Source organism: Methylobacter sp. BlB1 (assembly GCF_015476545.1).
GTDB lineage: Bacteria > Pseudomonadota > Gammaproteobacteria > Methylococcales > Methylomonadaceae > Methylobacter.
Window position 1 is genome coordinate 1 of sequence record NZ_JADMKV010000074.1, and the last position, 16,673, is coordinate 16,673.

The 16,673-nt window shown below is 45.8% G+C and carries 14 protein-coding genes; all 14 read right to left on the bottom strand.

Annotated features, from left to right (window positions below):
* Positions 1–112: 112 nt before the first annotated feature.
* Positions 113–1,711, bottom strand: coding sequence for a hypothetical protein (locus tag IT781_RS19210; RefSeq protein WP_194971795.1), 1,599 nt, complete (start codon positions 1,709–1,711; stop codon positions 113–115).
* 60 nt (positions 1,712–1,771) lie between these two features.
* Positions 1,772–2,713: a glycosyltransferase family 2 protein gene (locus IT781_RS19215; protein WP_194971796.1), complete on the bottom strand. Its 942-nt coding sequence runs from the start codon at positions 2,711–2,713 to the stop codon at positions 1,772–1,774.
* Positions 2,710–4,254 (bottom strand): hypothetical protein, encoded by a 1,545-nt coding sequence (locus IT781_RS19220; protein WP_194971797.1) that lies wholly within the window; start codon positions 4,252–4,254, stop codon positions 2,710–2,712. The genes IT781_RS19215 and IT781_RS19220 overlap by 4 nt, the downstream gene beginning before the upstream one ends.
* A complete protein-coding gene (gene asnB, locus IT781_RS19225; RefSeq protein ID WP_228779283.1) occupies positions 4,251–6,182 on the bottom strand; it encodes an asparagine synthase (glutamine-hydrolyzing) in 1,932 nt (643 codons plus the stop codon). The genes IT781_RS19220 and asnB overlap by 4 nt, the downstream gene beginning before the upstream one ends.
* A 113-nt stretch (positions 6,183–6,295) precedes the next feature.
* Complete coding sequence (locus IT781_RS19230; protein WP_194971798.1) at positions 6,296–7,174, bottom strand: glycosyltransferase family A protein; 879 nt, start codon at positions 7,172–7,174, stop codon at positions 6,296–6,298.
* A gap of 252 nt (positions 7,175–7,426) precedes the next feature.
* On the bottom strand, positions 7,427–8,188 hold the full coding sequence (locus IT781_RS19235; protein ID WP_194971799.1) for a CpsD/CapB family tyrosine-protein kinase: 762 nt from the start codon (positions 8,186–8,188) through the stop codon (positions 7,427–7,429).
* A gap of 67 nt (positions 8,189–8,255) precedes the next feature.
* Positions 8,256–9,974, bottom strand: coding sequence for a lipopolysaccharide biosynthesis protein (locus IT781_RS19240; protein ID WP_194971800.1), 1,719 nt, complete (start codon positions 9,972–9,974; stop codon positions 8,256–8,258).
* Positions 9,975–10,431: 457 nt separating this feature from the next.
* Positions 10,432–11,736 carry a glycosyltransferase gene (locus IT781_RS19245; protein ID WP_194971801.1) on the bottom strand — a complete coding sequence of 435 codons (1,305 nt, stop codon included), beginning with the start codon at positions 11,734–11,736 and terminating at the stop codon, positions 10,432–10,434.
* A gap of 25 nt (positions 11,737–11,761) precedes the next feature.
* Positions 11,762–13,291: a lipopolysaccharide biosynthesis protein gene (locus IT781_RS19250; protein ID WP_194971802.1), complete on the bottom strand. Its 1,530-nt coding sequence runs from the start codon at positions 13,289–13,291 to the stop codon at positions 11,762–11,764.
* A 407-nt stretch (positions 13,292–13,698) separates the two neighbouring features.
* Positions 13,699–14,139, bottom strand: a complete 441-nt coding sequence (locus tag IT781_RS19255; RefSeq protein ID WP_194971803.1) for an N-acetyltransferase — start codon at positions 14,137–14,139, stop codon at positions 13,699–13,701.
* Entirely contained in the window at positions 14,136–15,104 is a 969-nt protein-coding gene (locus tag IT781_RS19260; protein ID WP_194971804.1) for a hypothetical protein, read from the bottom strand. Before IT781_RS19260 ends, IT781_RS19255 begins: the two co-directional genes overlap by 4 nt.
* Before the next feature lie 3 nt (positions 15,105–15,107).
* A complete protein-coding gene (locus tag IT781_RS19265; RefSeq protein WP_194971805.1) occupies positions 15,108–16,070 on the bottom strand; it encodes a glycosylase in 963 nt (320 codons plus the stop codon).
* An 18-nt stretch (positions 16,071–16,088) separates the two neighbouring features.
* Positions 16,089–16,355, bottom strand: a complete 267-nt coding sequence (locus IT781_RS19270) for a hypothetical protein (protein WP_194971806.1) — start codon at positions 16,353–16,355, stop codon at positions 16,089–16,091.
* Between the two features lie 9 nt (positions 16,356–16,364).
* A partial coding sequence (locus IT781_RS19275) for a WbqC family protein (protein ID WP_194971807.1) occupies positions 16,365–16,673 on the bottom strand: 309 nt, incomplete at its 5' end.

Genomic DNA, 16,673 nt, shown 5'->3' on the forward strand with positions numbered 1-16,673 from the left:
TTTATTGAAACGCTAAAGCAGAAATAGCGCTAGATGGTAGGGCTGGATGCATACATTAGAGCAACTATAATCAACACATCATGAATCTGTTCAACGCGACCACTTCATTGCGCTAAGACACTAACAGACGATCTCTCGCCTCAGTCAATAAACGGCGCAAGATAAGCACCGTATCTGTTGACTTGTTATTTGCTACTATCGGTGCATGCTGCAGTTGTGGCAGAAAATTACGTTCAATGGAGATTTCGCGCCTCATTTCCTTCGATACGAGGAAATGTTCCCCCGCCATTGCTTTACGCACATCGCCATCGGCAGATACTACTTGCCAGGCGCCATCGGCCATTGTTCCGGAATTTTCGATAACCACACTAGTTGTTTCGTCTGGCAGTCTAAAGTTAATGTTTATCCCTAGAGGTTTTATATAGCATGTTGTTTTTTCTATCCGCCATAGATAATTAAGCTGGCTAAGGTCGGCCATGTTTGACCAAAATACGTTCCCAAAGCCATTGATGAATTTTGCAAATTCATCGAAAACCTCGCCTCCATCTTTTAAATCCTGGTGGTGTCCTCTAAGGATCAAAGGTTGGCCAAGGTAAGCCGCAACAAGCAAGGAGTTTTTTACATTCCCATTTAGTCCCCAACGGGGAAGAACGGGACAACCTTCGATCACCTCCGAAGGGAAAAAACCCAGTTTTTTAATCCAAGGCTTGTCTTGATTATGAGCCCGCAAAGATCCTGCCGAAATGCAAGCCGACTCAAATCCGCACTTTGGGAGTTCTGCCAACATCTCATGTGAACAAGCCCCATGAGGGGGCACCATAACTCGGCAAACACGGAGATCTGCCTTCTGCTCCATGCGATTGATGCGCTGGACTGCTTGTCGTAACAGGCCATTCCGCACCGTTTCCGAGTAACTCCGCGCCAATTCTTCTTTTGAGTGGTTATTACCATGAATTAGTAGTGAAAGCCATCGCGAATTCGTTCGAAATAAGTCGGCGGTCGCTCCATGCGTGAACCATGTATCAAGTGGAATAGTGGCGAAAGAAACATGATAGTTCTCTTTCTTCGCATGATCAGCAATCCTACGATAATCAACATACCCATAGCTTGGCCAATGCAAGTTTGGATCATCAACGATAAAACTGGCCCGTAATGGAGGGTTTTGGTAAGCCGTGCCTGTACTGATTTCACGAATAAATTCTAACAAAACAAGCAATTCCAAAAAGCATTCACCATTGAAAACATCACTGAAACTTTGTTCAGTCGAGATATTAGGCAAGGGTAAAGCTGATTTGAAATGTTTTACTCCAGTGACTTTAGAAACTATCCAGATCGGCCCTTGCTTACTGGCTGCAAGAACTTTCTCATCGGTACGGGTTGAAAGAACAGGCCTGATCTGAGCCAGTTTCGTGTTTACCGTACGGCCTCGAAACGGAAACGGCACATCAGGGTCATCCGCAAATTTCACCTCAGTCTCAATCTGCTTATGTCTATCTGTTCGTTTGGCTGATAATGGCAATCTCAAACTTGTAATGCCGGCCACATCTTTGTGCGCCTCAGTATCGCTGGCAATTATTCCATTTGCCTCAATTCCATCTTGTGCACCGAGAATGAATTTTATCGGTAATAACTGCTGCAAAATGGAAAATAGCTCCATTTCGGACGGAGAATTAAAATGTTGAGGAATATGAATGTTATAAAGTTTTATCATTGTAAACATCCCTATGAAGAACTCTTTTATTTCTTCGTGTAATCAAATCATGGCATCGATTCACTGAACTCCCTTCCCCGTCAGCAACCAGCGCAGACATATAACATCCTCCTTAAACTTATGTTTGCTAGCAACGGATCGTCCTAAGCCCAGGCTTCTCTTCATGCTGCGAATCATTAGTCGGGATCCGTGATGTGACAATATGAGCAGGTAGCAAATGATCTGCCCGGCAATTCCATGATGCTTTCGCCAATACTTTAAAGTGGCGCGAAGTATTTCAATACTGTAGCGAAAAGGGGCATTTGCGGTGCTGCCACCGCCAAAATGTGTTGCAGTTGCTTCGGGCACAAACATCAGCTTCCATCCGGCATCCCGAAAACGTTTACACCAGTCGATATCCTCTGCGTAGAAAAAAAACCGCTCATCCATGCCGCCAACTTCATCCACTGCCTTTTTTCTTGCAACACAGAAACAACCGCTCAATACTTCTGCTTCCATATACTTATCGTAGCTACTGTAGGGTACCTCGAAGCCCGAAAATATTTGCCAGTCTGGAAAAATTCGGTCTAACACCAGAATTCTGCACACAGTATTCCAGAAAGTCGGCATCTTACGGCACGTCCGCTGCAAATTACCATCACCTCCAGTGACTCGCGGCCCAACCATACCGATGTCAGGATGATCATCAAGAAACACGGCAAGCTTTTCGAGACAACCTTCATGGACAATAACATCCGAATTCACCAGAGCAAAGATGGAGCCTTTAGCATGCTCCATGGCCAGATTGTTCGCTCGTGCAAACCCAAGATTTTCTTCCGATTTGATCAACGTCACTTCCGGAAAATGTTCTGTCACCATTTCAGGAGAGCCGTCTTTGGAGGCATTATCCACCACGATTATCTCTTGTATGCAGGATTCGCCTGTTTGATAAATCGAATCTAGACAATCCCGCAAGTAATCGCGGGCATTCCAGCTAACGATAATGACGGAAATTGTTTTCATATTTTAAGAAATGTCCGGGTAGATTTAGAAACAAGAGAATTACACATTCTGTATCTGATACGGAATTTAGTATGAGCTATACCATCCGACAGGTGGTCATCATACGAGTTGCTGAAGAGAGTGTTAGAGTGTTTGGGTCGCCAAACCCCTGAAGGAATATCTATTTTTTGGAAGTTACCCTCCAAGAAATGTGTTTTCTGCCGTGTAATCCCTACTGCTGATATATGTCTTCCAACCGCAACATAGCGTGATTGTCTAATATGATTGACTGAATGCTTACTCTCCAACGCTGAGAATGGCTTTGCAGCATGAATCGCACCCATGCCGGCCAAAATAAGGTAAAAGAAAACAATAGATTGATCGAAAAGAGTAATTGAAAAGAAGTTCACCACATGCCCAAATAAAATTGCACCTAACGTCCAAACAATAAATCCATATTCCATCGGTGCACTTTCATTCATCTGCAATGCCTTTCTCGCTATACGAAATGCGGCAACAAGAATCATAATAAAAAGAAAAATTAACAGTAGCCCTCCCATCACCCCCATTGCTAGAAAGTGATTGGTAATATCAACATGCTGACTATTAGCATATATACCCGTTGCCATCCAGTGCCTGGTATAATCGGTACCCCAAATCCACCATTCGTCCAGATGTTCGATTGATGATTGAATCAGCCTGGCCCGAGTCCAGCCGTTGCTACCGCCAGTTATATCAATCCGTGCCATTAGAAAATAAACGGGGTCATTCATGACTGCCTGCAAGGAGATAACTGCCACTAACGCACCCCAGCGAATTATCTGCAAATACTTACGCGCCCTCCAAAGAACCAACCCAAACAAGATGAAAACAACCATCATCATTGGACCGCTTGAAGTGCTGGCGAAGAGAATACCTCCAGCAGCAAACAATCCCACTAAAGCATGCTTACGGTAACTTTTCCACAAATACAAAGCCATTGGAAAACAAGCGGCTCCAACCGTACCAGCCAATATCGCATGGTCGAACGGTCCCTTAGCACGAAAATGCCCATCACGTAAAGCCGGCACTTCAGATATCCCTCCTAAAAAAACAGCAAAGTAATTCTTCCCGACAGCTTTTTCCCACAGCATCAGTATTGCAGTTGGTACTAAAAGAATACAAATGAATTTGAAAATGCGCCTAACGTCTTCCCAATCTTGAACAAATACTCGAAACAAAAAGTAACAGCCCAATTCAGTCCACAACATTCCTGATCGAAAAACCCAGCTGTTAGATGTATGAAAAGCACTGGTGCCTATCAACCATATAGCCCAAATAATTACCCATCCATCTATATGATTGATCCCATTCGCAATTCGTTCTCCTCTTAATAACACGCGCATAGCCCCAACCATAACCAGAATCCGCATCACATCGAAGTGCGCCGGTCCAAGCAACAATTCTTGACCGCGAGTCATGTACAAAGCGCACATCAATAAAGGAATTGCCGCGAGACACCTTGGCAGAATAAACAGAAACAAGCTGGCTACTAATGTGAATGTCAATCCAATAGCGTTCATCTTGCGGACTCAAACGACTGTAACGACGCACTAACAAACTGACGGTGCCAGAGCTCAAACACAAGCAAGCTAAAAACCTCTTTGGAACAACCTTTACCCTGCTGATGCGCTTGAAGCAGGTTTGCAATCGCTTCCTTACAAAAATATAAATCTGAAGCCGCATTTATTGCCAGCATAGTGTCAGATACAAAATCCTTCATATCCTTACGCATCCAGCTATCATAGGGTACAGGGAAACCTGTCTTTTTACGGTTGAGGATTTCTTGGGGAACGGATTTGACCAAAGCCGCCTTCAAAATGCGCTTCAGCTCCCACCCATTTGCCTTATAATGCAATGGCAGCGAAGCCGCAAATTCAAGAACTCTATAATCTAGTAGAGGCACCCGCAGTTCAACCGATGTAGCCATGGTCATTTTGTCGGCCTTAACCAGTAGATCGTCAGGAAGCCAAGTTTTGGTATCCACATACAGCATGCGGTTCAGCAAAGCTTGACTGTTCATCTGTTCGAACAATCTTCGCGATATATCTCCCGAAGCCTGGTCATCTAAGAAAGCCGACATGTCCTCGTTATAAAGTTCGGGCTTATATTGATTGAAAGGCGTGTAGGGCGTTGCGGTGCGGCTCAAGTAGTACTCCGCAAGCGTCGGATTAACCAGACTTGCATAGTTTCCGATTCGTTTCCAGCCTGTATACCCAAGCGCCTGAAATCCTAAACGCAAAACCCCTTTAGCAGGACCGAAGGCTGATTTCAATTTTTCAAGGATGAGAAGATTCCGATAAGTCTGATAACCCGCAAAGGCCTCATCCCCCCCTTCGCCCGACAATAGCACCTTGACTGAGGACTCTCTTGCCAACCGGGATACAAAATAGAGAGCGATTGCTGGAGGCTCGCAAACCGGCTCTTCCATGTGCCAGGCATATTTTGGAAGAAAGTCACGAAAATCATCAGCAGACATTGAAATTTCATGGTGAACAGTTCCAAACTTTTGCGAGGCCACTTTCGCATAAGGTCGCTCATCCTGAAAATTAGCGCCACTAAAGCCCATGGTAAACGTATGAATTGGTTTGTCCGTGTGCTGAACCGCATGACTCAGAACACCTGTAGAATCAACTCCTCCACTCAGCAGCACACCTACGGGTACATCGCTGATCATATGATCTTTCACGGTGCGGCTCAGCAATGTCTGCAGAACATCAACCGCCTCATCGAATCTCCGCGGACGTGATGGTATTTCAAAACGCAAATTCCAATACTGATGCACTGAAATCTGTCCATCCTGTACGCTGAGATAGTGTCCAGGCTCTAATTTAAAGATAGATTCGAATAACGTTTCATTACCCGGCAGATAATAATAAGTAAGAAACCGATCTATTGCGCGCAGGTTGACTCGACGCTCGACATCTGAATCGACCAGGAGAGATTTTATTTCGGAAGCAAAAAGTAAGGACTTGCCGGTATTGGTGTAATAAAGCGGCTTTACGCCAACACGATCACGAGCTAAAAGCAGATGTTTCCGGCGCTCATCCCAGAGAGCAAAGGCAAACATACCTCGGAATCGAGTAACACATTGATCGCCCAGTTCTTCATATAAATGGACGATGACTTCGGTATCCGTTGTAGATTTAAATTGATGTCCCCTTCCCTCAAGCTCGATCCTCAGCTCCTGGAAGTTATAAATTTCCCCATTATAAACCACCCACACCGTACCGTCTTCGTTAGACATGGGCTGCTTGCCAGTGTCGAGATCGATGATACTCAATCGCCGATGTCCCAAACCAACAGGGCCAGATAGAAATTCCCCATGTCCGTCTGGCCCTCGATGTTGGATCATGTCCATCATACGCCGGATAAGCGCTGACTCAACGAACTTTTCCCGATTAAAATTCAGTTTTCCGCAGATACCACACATTAATTCTCCTGCCAGCATTTAGATGCAGCCACTTTAGGCTGATCGTATTTATTGAGTTATCGAGTATATTTCTCAAGTCGGAGCTATGAATGGAGCATAAGAATATATTTGAGAAATATGTGCTGTCGAACCTATCCATATATGCCGGGCTGACGCAAAAGAAACCGAATCTGCTGTTGTCGGAGATAGCGTATGACCTCATCATCCTGAACTTGCGGTATCCTCTTCAAATACCCTGAACAAAATCCGGCCAACAAAGCCAATGACTCTAGAAGAATAGGCCTGCGTAGGGATCGCTTGACACATTTAGCCAACATATAAATCGGATGATAGCCAGTAATATAGTTAGCCCGCCCGTTTTTGAACCGATCACGCCAAAAACCATCCGCCCCACCTGTGGCCTTGTGTTGAACCAATTTAAGTTCAGCGAAAGTTCGTGTAGTCCAACCGTGCAGATTCGCTTTTACCTCATCTAAGGTATCCCATCCCGGCGCTTTAATTAAAGGGTAAATTTTCTCCCAACAGGCACGACGGTAAATTTTAGTTGCTCCCCTGACATGGAAAGGAGGGTCTCCTTCCGAATCCATTCTTAATTGTCCATTTTCTAACTGACAGATTGTCCCGCCGCCAATTCCCAATTGCGTTTCGATTTCAAAAATTTTGAAACACTGTTCAAAATAATCAGGTGAGAACGATAGATCGCCGTCCAGCTTAATGATGAAATCCCAACTTTCATCACTTATAACAGAATATCCCGCGTAAAAAGCTTCCATTACGCCACTCCCATTAGCTCGAAATCCTCGATTTCCCCTATGAATAACTTTTATCCAGCTGGCTTGGGCTGTGCAAGTATCTAGAATTTCACCGGTACCATCAGTTGAACCGTCATCTACTATAATCCATAGAAAAGGTAGAATAGTCTGATGAGAGACTGATTCAACCGTTTTCTCTATATAGAGCGCTTCATCTCGTACCGGCGTTATAATTATATATTTGGGCATATTGTTCATTCTATTGACTTTCCTATGAAACTCATATGGACAACTTGAGCTGCAAGTCTCTGGATTCTTGCGAAACCCTACTCGTTTGCTCGACCACAAGCATGACAATTAAAATGGTTAACCTATACCTCTACTGATAATCGCTTTATTTAAATCAGATAAATCACTTCCAAACTACTGGTGAAAAGGCAATCAATCACACTTTATTCACGATGAGCTTGTCCTCTTTGCACATCCTTGCTTGTTACCCAAAGCGCACTGTCAATCCAGAGCAGCCTCAGATGCATATCCGTATTGGTATGGTGTAATTGATTGACTTGATTTATTCACAACCAGCCCAAGTAAATTTGTCTGCTCCAGAATGTACATGGAATGTTGAAGCTCATCGGAAGTGTTTTTTCCATCCTCTACAACCAACAGAACTGCATCGATATAAGGCATAAACAACAACGCATCATCCGCTGCAAAGAGGGGCGGAAGATCGAAAATAATAATCCGGTCTTTATAACGCGATTTAATCTCCTGAATCAGATTGAACATTTTCCGGGATGAGATCAATTCCGAAGCATTGTTGTCGGAATTGTTGCCAGGTAAGACTACCATGCGCTCAATACCGGGATTAATTAATGCATCTTCCAAAGAAATGTCCCTTTCCAGGCAATCGACAAGCCCAAACTCCCATTCAAGCCCCAGATATTGACCTACACTTGGGCGCCTAAGATCGGCATCAACGATAAGAACGCTTTGGTTTCCCTCTATAGCTATAGCTATAGCAAGGTTAACAGATACAAAAGTTTTGCCTGCGCCTGGCGTCGCGCTGGTTATGGCAAAACTGTTCCAATTATTCTCTCGAAGCTGTCTGAGGACATTCGTCCGGAGCACACGAAAAATATCGGCTCGAGGATCATTGTAGAGCCCCATAATAACTCGATTATTCTGCAATACATCCGGATCAATACTGACCGTTTGAGTTTTTGTGTATCGGATCGAGTCGAGCGAGTGTCCATCAGTACTGTTAATCATTGATCATTCTCCAATTAAGGACGTAACTACATGATAACTTTCATATTACTAATAACTTGATGTTGATTCATGTTTGCGGCGCCGGAAGGAAAAATATGAGCATTACAACAGTAGTCAACATGATGAAAAACATCCCTATCCAGACTACAATCTTCCTCATTCGATTCTGCTTCACAAACCGGTCTTCCAACTCGGCAGGCGATTCGATATAGGGGACTACAACTAACGGCATAAGTCCTGTCACTTCGCTAATTGCTCTATACCCCCTTACCCCAGGATCCAAAAATTCTAACAAAAAGGCAAAACCAAAGCCGGCAACAATCCCTATAAAAGATCCGCCAATGGCCACTATTCTTCTGATCGCTTTTTCCGGATGAGCTGGCACAACGGGTTGTTCGATGAGGGTGAGAGTTTGGCCCTTCTGTTGCTCTTCCAATGTCTGGACAAGCTTGGCATCCAGCCATTTTTCCTTGAGCTGAGTGTATTTCTTTATGATGTTGTCTCGCTTCCTTATCAAATCGGTATAAGCCATTTCTATTTGAGGGGCCTGTGAGAGGGTATTTTGTGTTTTTTCAAGCTTTGCTCTCAAATACTCCTGTTTCTGCATCAAGGACTGAAGCTCTGATTGACTGCTTTTATATTGCGCTTCTACACCCAGATAAGCGGGATTGATAACATTCATGGCTTCATCCTGTTCCTGCTGCGGGCGTGGATGCGTGTTTTTCAATTGTTGTTGCAGTCTGTCAATCTGTTTTCTGCGTTTTTCTATATCAGGATGATTGCCGGCATATTTCCTTTCCAACAATTCAAGTTCGCCCTTAGCCTCTGCCAATTGTTTGAGAGCATCCGACTCGACCGACTGCTCTTCAAAAGTAGGGTCCAATGCTTTTATCTCTCGCTTCAGGCGAACCAAAGACGGATGCGAGGGGGAATAAATGCTGGAGTATTGGAGGTACTTTGCCCGCAAAAGCCTTAGGGCCTCAGCCTTGCTTTTTGGTGTTTTGTCATCAAGTCTACTGGGCAGTTCCTGCTGTGCTCTCGCCAACTCCGCTGCCAAAAAAATGATCCTTTCCTTCGTAGCGCGGATTTGAGCGTCGGTATCTTTCAGCTCGCTCTCCGCACGATCTATCGCAGCTAAATTCCCTTGCACCTGCTCCGGCAGAATGAAGTTATGTTTTTCCTTGTATTTTGCAATTTCGCTGTCAATTTCCTGAAGCTCCTGGTTTAACTTGTCCGATTCCTCCATGAGGAAGCCAGTCGCTCTAATAGCCCGCTGAGCTCTGGCCTTATCATTTTGCTCAATGAATTGAGCGGCCAGCTTGCTCGCTATCTCTTTTGCCTTAATTGCATCGCCATCATTAAATGAAATATTAAAGGCGATCTCAGCCACGCCAGTACTGGTCTCGGGCGCTAAAGAAGAAGTGACTAACTTAACTTCAACTTTCTTTTTGAATAAATTCGCCAGTTCATATTTTGTATAGGCATCCTTGATATCGTTATAAAGGCTACTTGAATTAATAATCGAAAGCACATTATCGGTCGTCATGACCTTTTGATAAATTGTTTGAATTTGCTCTTCCGCATAATGCGATGCTGTGGATTCGAAAAAATTTGTCGGAATAGGGGCCTCGATCAGCATTGTTGCCGTTGATCGATAGACTTTGGGGAGGTTATAAGCGACGGTTACCGATATGAAGCTTACCAGCAACCAGATAGCTACAATGTAATGCTTGCGCCGCTTAACAAGGTCAAGGTAATCCGTAAGTGTTTTAATGTTTTGTTTCATAAGTAACGGACTCGTAGCTCATTTGATTGTGTGTTAAGTAGTGGCTACTTATTTCGATATATTTAGATTTAATAAGTCATTCAAAAAATAAGTAATTTCCAGCTTTTCGACCCTACTGAGACAGCCGCAGAATATCAAACATATCATTGTGCCTGGCACAGTTAGTTACATATAATGACGACAGTCCTTGATGAACCTTGGCTCGTTCTAACTTTTCGTTAAAATTATCGACATCCTTTAGGACCATCGACCCCAAAGACAAGTTCAGCCTGTTAGAAACAGGGCCTCATGAAATTGGCGATCATCGCCAATTTCAGCCTCTGACAAAAAAATCCTGAACGTAATCCAAACCATTTCGAATGGTTTTTCCATTATTGAGTGAGCCCGACATTTCACTGCATCTTCATTAATTTCCAAAAGCATTTCCCTAATCTCTTGATAAAACATTCATTAACAATTAGCATTTCTGACGAGCAAGAAATGTACTTGCTGCTGCCTTTAAAACAAATCCTACTTTTTCAATTATCAATTTGCGAAAGCGCTTCCATCGCGCAAATAAATAACTACTTTGCTCTTCCACTTTCCACTTTGCTATTTGTCCTTCACAGTCACTTGAATTGGAATGATTTGTATTGATCATTTGCAAAATCAATATTCCATAATCAAAGACCGATTTCACTACCCTGCAAAATTGCCAAAATACTCCGCATTTCTCATCTGCAAAAGCTTTAGTCTTTCCGCAATCGACGGCAAGCTTTGTAAAAAGAGCCCCTTCCAATGGCTCATTCCCGATACTGTATTCGTCAATTGCCTTCAGTCTATAAATATCTTTGAGAATTGGTAAGATTGATTCTTTGATCTGTGTGAAATTTTTATCTGTTCCTATTTTCGATAAATGGGCACAACAATAAATAATGCGACGCAGGAATGCTTCTTCTTGTTCTGGAATAGCCTGTTTTAGTTTCATCAGCATAGAAAGGAATTGTAAGTGCATTTCAACACACGCATCAGGATCATTTTTCATTCTTTCTGACCAGGATCCGCTTGCCTCTCTACGATAAACACTCATTGGTCTATTCATATAATATGCTCCATTCCGTGAACCAAAAACTTCCACAATATGATCACCCACAGGAGATACCCTTGCATCAAACCAATCTTGAATCGACATTATCAGGCTTCGACGAACCATGATGCTTGCTGTAGGCATAAAACCCATTGCATAGTGTATGTCACCATCAATCACCTCTGATAAGGTATATAACTTATCAGTTGAAGAGTTAACGTGACCGAGAATTATTGTTTGTTGTTTTTCGGATTTAAAATAACTACTATGAAAAGTGATATCGATGTTTTTCAATCTAGAAAGCACGGCTACTTGTTCATGTAGTTTCTCGGGATCAATCCAATAATCATCTCCTTCGCAATAGGCTATAAATTCTCCCCGGCATGCATCATTAATCTGACGAAAGTTTCTATGCATCCCAGCATTATGATCCGGGTAGATCACCCGAATGAGATGCGGATAACGGCGTTGGTAATCCAGTGCTATCTCTCGAGTATTATCGGTTGAACAATCATCCCCAATGACCAGCTCAATGGGAAAATCGGTCTTCTGGGCGATCACGCCCTCGATGGCTTCGGCCAAGTACAGGCCGTGGTTGTAGGTTATCATATGGACGCTGACGATGGGCGCTAACATCATCACCGCCGGATCACTGACTTCAGTGTATTTTACTTCACAGGTCGCTTCTTGGTTCATTGACTCAGGCTCCCCAAGGTAAAAGTTAAAGGTTCTGCACGGTTCTTCTGCGTTGGACCAACAAAGTCCATGACTCATTAAATGCCGTTAAACGAAGCAAATGGCAGGCAAGCAGGTAAACAAATGCACCCACCCCAATCATAAGCCCAAGCTGAGCAGCTGGATGAAACGACAAATAAATATGGATGGGCCAGATGACTAGCATCATCAACATGGAGACAGCCAGATAAGGCAGAATATCCAGCGTCTGTTTCCAGGCCGAATATCCGAGAAAAATCCCAGTGTAATACGCGTTAATCGGAAAACACAGAGCGGCCGCGATAACCTCGCTCCAGACAATAGCCATTACGCCATAGAAACTGGCTGTTACAATGGCGGCGATACTAATGATCTTCTTTATTACTTCAATACGAAAAAACAGGTTCGAGTGCCCTTGCGCCATGAGTACGTTGAGATTAAGCGCATGCAGAGGCCATATCATCCCGGCGAGACAAAGTACTTGCAGGATCGGCACGCTCGGCAGCCACTTCTCGCCAATCAAGGTGATCACCAGAGGCTCGGCCACTGCCATCAACCCCAGCATGGCCGGAACGTTGAACAGCATAATTATCCGCAGAACCTTGCGCATGCCCAGCGCCAATCGAGCCTTGTCGGCTGCGGCAGCAGAAAATACAGGGAAGGCCACCCGATTGAGCACGTTGGTCAGTACGCTTACAGGCAACTGTTGAATATTGTCGGCCCGCGTGTAGAAACCCAGCTGCCGGGCAGAATACAGCTTGCCGATAATCACGCTGTAGAGGCGGGTATACAGCGTATCCAACAGGCCTGAGAGCAACATGAACCCGCCGAAACGAAACAGCGAGCGCAGGGAGACAAGGCTGAATATCCATTGTGGACGCCATGGATGCCACAGCCACAGCAGCGTCACTGAAATCGCTGTCGAAGCCAGGGTTTGTAAGGCCAGACTCCAAACGCCAAATCCCTTCCACGCCAAGCACACCGCTAACACACCGGACAATAGCGTGGCTACCGCATTTATCTTCATCAGAGTCTTAAAGTCAAGTGCTTTGGTCAGCAGCGCACCTTGAATGGATCCCAATGATCCCACGAATAGGTTCAAGGCCATCACATAGGTCAGGCCCTGCAAGACTGGCTGCTCAAAGAACATGGCAATCCATGGCATCGTAGATAGATTCGTGGCCATGATATGGACCTTTGCCTGCAAGACTGGCTGTTCAAAGAACGTGGCGATCCATGGAGCCGATAGACCGAGCCCCGACGCTACAAGCAGGCCGGTAACCAAGTTGAAGAAGAACACCGTGGATTCATCTTTGCGCGTGATGTCTTGCCGCTGCACCAGGGCCGAGTTGAGACCGCTGTCAATAAATAGAGTCGCGATGCCCGTGAAAATAGACAGTAGCGCCAGCAGACCGAACTCTTCAGGAGAAAGCAATCGCGCCAGCAGAATCGAAACAAAGAATTGAAGTCCCTGGCGCAAAAAAACATCCGCCCCACTCCAAAAAACGGCTGACAGGGATTTATGGGTTAGGGACATGCGCCCACCTCAAGCAATGTTTCTCCAACTCTAACATCTGTACAATAGCAGCAAATGAGATCCTCGTTTGCCCTACCCTTTCGCACATTAAAAAAAAGCCCAGTCTATGAGTCACCTTCAGCCTTGCTGCAATGGCGGCTCGCTCCAAAGTATCAGATGAGTAAGCGCATCGGCAGTCAATATCCGAAGTTTTGATACAGGTGATTTCATCGAAATAAGATAGAAGCTTTCTGGTGAAGTCGTCCTTGAAGCTGGCCGAATCAAGCAAGCGTCCCATGTTGAAAAAGCCTTCAAACGATTTGATCATGTAAAGGTGCCCCCATCGAAGTTGTAGGCGTATTTGCGATCATATGTATCTTTTATTTCGACGTTATAATCACGTTTGCCGTTCATTTTCTTCCCCGCTTTTAATTCAAATACAGATCCATAGTGATAAATGGCGTTTTCGCCTTGCCAGCAACAAACCCACATTTTTCATATAATCTGATAGCCGGTATGTTGTCACTCGCCACCTCCAGGCTGATCTGGCGCATCCCCAACGCTTTTTTGCGTTCTATACACCGTTTCATCAAGCTCTCGGCGATGCCCTTGCCCGTCGCCTCACGCAACACGCTGACATTGGTGATGTAGGCGGTGCGCTTCTCCATATCATTGCAATAGACGGCCACCAGCCCAACCAGCTTGTCATCAATCCACGCTTCGTATCTCGTCGACTTACTGACGATCTTTTTTGCATAATCGTTTATGTCGACACGTCCGCTCATAGGCGGCATGAAATCGGTATTGCAGAGCCAGAGATGTTCAGCAATCTCCGCCTCGGATGCTTTGTTCAATCGGTACTTGATCATATTATCAACTCGGCCAGCCCGAATCCGTAGCGTCCGAACTCATTACCGTTATAGAGCAAATACACCTTGCCGTCGCACTCGAACACATGGGGATAACACAACATATCCCCATCCCAATCGCCCGATGTTACGTCAAGCAGCGGATTCATATCGTCCCGCGTCCAGCTCATCAAGTCGTCGGAGTAAGCATGGCCGATACGATAGCCGCGATCCCTGTTATTCCTGAAATCGAACGACTGGCGATAGCAAAAGAACATGTGATGACGGCCGTCGATTCCGATCACTGTCGGCAGTGCCTGGCTTTCATCCGGCCCCAGTTTGTCCGGGATGATCTGCCGCGCCTCTTCCTTGGTCCAGTTGATGCCGTCGCTGGAGATCGCATGGCCGATCTTGTAGGTACGGTCCGGCGCGGTGTCCGAAGAGAACTTTTTCCAGCCGGTGCCGAAGATGTACCACATATGGAACACATCGCCGATGACCTTCACGAAGCCGTCGCCGACCAGGCAGGGCTCATGCAGGGATGCTGAAAGCACCGGCCCGTCCCCGATGCGCTGAAAGGTGAGGCCGTCGTCGCGGCTGATAGCCAGACCGATGGCGGTATCCACCGAGACGGACACCCGCCGGTTCCAACCGCAGGTGTAGCCGTACACGGCATCGCCGTGGCGCATGATGCTCATCGGGAAGATGCCGTGCTCATCGAAGGAGCCCAGCCCACCGAGCGGAATGACAGACTTGTCGGACACGCGAATCACATCGCGCAAATTCTTCTGCATATCAACAAAGGCGATATGGCTCAAATACTTCCCGCTGTTTTTATCTACCGAGCGGGTGGAGAAATAGATCCGCACGAAATCGTCGAACACCAGTGCTTGCGGCGATTGTGCGAACTGCATGCAGCCGTTAGGCAGCTTGTGATGTGTCGGGTCAAATATCTTGCCGAGCTTATTCCACTTCATCGCACTCATCGTTTACTCCAGTTTTCCGTCTAGCGCGGCCAGCCCGAATCCATATCGGCCGACCTGATCGCCAAGGTAGGCCAGATAGGTCATCCCATCCAGCTCGAAAACGTGCGGATAGCTGATCATTTCGACATCCCAGCCCTCCGCCGATACGTCGATGCCTGCTTTCGCATCATCCCTCACCCAGTCGATCAAGTTCGTGCTGGATGCATAACCGATGCGATAGCCGTAATCCTTGCCCCGGTAATGACTGCTGTAACGGTAGCAGAAAAACATGTGGTATTTACCATTGGCGTGGAATACGTCCGGGCTGGCTTGCGCTTCATCTTCCTCGATGCGGCTTTCGATCAGATCCTTGTTGACCTTGTTCCAGTGGATGCCATCGGCCGATGTCGCCATCCGTATCTTATAGACCGGCTCCGCTCGCCCATCCACCGTCTTCCACTTGCGTCCGGCGATATACCAGAGATACCAGGTATTATTGAAACGCCTGATCTTCGGCCCGCTCAGCACGAAGGGCTCATCCGGCGAATACGGCAGCACCGGGCCATTGCCGAGCTTGGTGAAGGTATTGCCTCCGTCGCGGCTGAGCGCCATGCCGATTGCTACATTGAACGGCACTGATTCGCAGCGCGTCCAGCCCGCATAATAGGCGCGCACTTCATCGCCGTTGCGAATGACGGAAACCGGATAGGTGCCGAATTCATCGAATTCCCCTAACCCGCCAAGATTCAGAATCGGCTGTTCACTGACATGCCGCACCTTGAACAGATCTGTGCGATCCAGATCGACATAAGCAGAATAGCTTACGTACTGGCCGCTCTCATCCGCTGGGGGGCGGCAGGAAAAATAGATCCGCACGAAATCCTCGAACAACAATGTGGCCGGTGCTTGTGCGAATTCTCTCAACCAGCTGCGTCCTTTCACTTCTTGCGGTGTGAATACTTTGCCTAATTTTTTCCATCTAAACATGGTTCAATCAACCCCTAGTTAGTCGAGATACAAGGTTTGGAGGTCGGGCAACTTGGAAAACATCGCAATCCACGAGCGAGCACGCATAGGTGCGATTGTCGCCATCGCACCAATAACATCCGCTCTGGTATGCATTTCGGTCAGCCACAAAATCATAAACGACAGTCCCTGTTTGAATGGCTTGTGATGATTGAGAAAATAATTCGTCTGAATAGGGCTGCTGTCTTTGAGGTGGAAGCGCCAACTTAAAATAGCCGCCCATAATTTTTGACAATAGCTCGCCAATAATATTATTCATAAATACCCTAATCCATATTGCCGGTCATCAATCATTTCTTCATGGCTTTCAAAGTGAAGAATCTTGCTATCAGAGAACTTTAATAATTGATACTGTTTCAGAAATTTTCTAATTTCATCCAATGGGCAAAACATTAAGACATCAATAATTGAGAGAGAAGGGACAAAAGGTTCGGCGAACTGATGATACTGAATGGCATCAGATCGAATAAAACTCAGCTCAATCCCAAACTTGAGAAAGTCGCGCTCTTTATAAAGCGCCATCCCGCCTATCGGATTTATATAATGACTGGAACCTACACAACG

Coding starts and splice junctions, on each gene's coding strand:
- IT781_RS19210 (WP_194971795.1), bottom strand. CDS start 1,711: ATGATAAAACTTTATAACATTCATATTCCTCAACATTTTAATTCTCCG.
- IT781_RS19215 (WP_194971796.1), bottom strand. CDS start 2,713: ATGAAAACAATTTCCGTCATTATCGTTAGCTGGAATGCCCGCGATTAC.
- IT781_RS19220 (WP_194971797.1), bottom strand. CDS start 4,254: ATGAACGCTATTGGATTGACATTCACATTAGTAGCCAGCTTGTTTCTG.
- asnB (WP_228779283.1), bottom strand. CDS start 6,182: ATGCTGGCAGGAGAATTAATGTGTGGTATCTGCGGAAAACTGAATTTT.
- IT781_RS19230 (WP_194971798.1), bottom strand. CDS start 7,174: ATGAACAATATGCCCAAATATATAATTATAACGCCGGTACGAGATGAA.
- IT781_RS19235 (WP_194971799.1), bottom strand. CDS start 8,188: ATGATTAACAGTACTGATGGACACTCGCTCGACTCGATCCGATACACA.
- IT781_RS19240 (WP_194971800.1), bottom strand. CDS start 9,974: ATGAAACAAAACATTAAAACACTTACGGATTACCTTGACCTTGTTAAG.
- IT781_RS19245 (WP_194971801.1), bottom strand. CDS start 11,736: ATGAACCAAGAAGCGACCTGTGAAGTAAAATACACTGAAGTCAGTGAT.
- IT781_RS19250 (WP_194971802.1), bottom strand. CDS start 13,291: ATGTCCCTAACCCATAAATCCCTGTCAGCCGTTTTTTGGAGTGGGGCG.
- IT781_RS19255 (WP_194971803.1), bottom strand. CDS start 14,139: ATGATCAAGTACCGATTGAACAAAGCATCCGAGGCGGAGATTGCTGAA.
- IT781_RS19260 (WP_194971804.1), bottom strand. CDS start 15,104: ATGAGTGCGATGAAGTGGAATAAGCTCGGCAAGATATTTGACCCGACA.
- IT781_RS19265 (WP_194971805.1), bottom strand. CDS start 16,070: ATGTTTAGATGGAAAAAATTAGGCAAAGTATTCACACCGCAAGAAGTG.